The organism is Pseudomonas sp. 2995-1, assembly GCF_002742505.1.
In the GTDB taxonomy this organism is placed as follows: domain Bacteria; phylum Pseudomonadota; class Gammaproteobacteria; order Pseudomonadales; family Pseudomonadaceae; genus Aquipseudomonas; species Aquipseudomonas sivasensis.
Window position 1 is genome coordinate 1 of sequence record NZ_LJSA01000141.1, and the last position, 255, is coordinate 255.

Here is a 255-nt window from a genome sequence, read left to right on the forward strand (position 1 = left end):
CTAGAAAGAAATCCATGAAAGTAAACACAGTTGTTTATGTTCCGAAGAAAGACCTTGAGAAGGTTAAACTCTACACATTCAATGGGAAGATTGATGGAGAGAATGTGAGCTTCTTAGAAAAATTTGAGGCGCAAACTGTTAACGGTAGAATTAATTTTGAAGAACTAGAAGGGAAAGAAGTTCGCCTTGAAACAGTAAACGGGACCATCTCCGTTGCGAAGATGGTGGCAGATAAATGTGATGCAAAGACAGTAA

Annotated in this window: 1 protein-coding gene; it reads left to right on the forward strand. The window is 38.4% G+C overall.

The features are described from left to right. Nucleotides 1–14 precede the first annotated feature (14 nt). A partial coding sequence (locus tag AOA61_RS00415; RefSeq protein ID WP_256583309.1) for a DUF4097 family beta strand repeat-containing protein occupies nucleotides 15–255 on the forward strand: 241 nt, incomplete at its 3' end.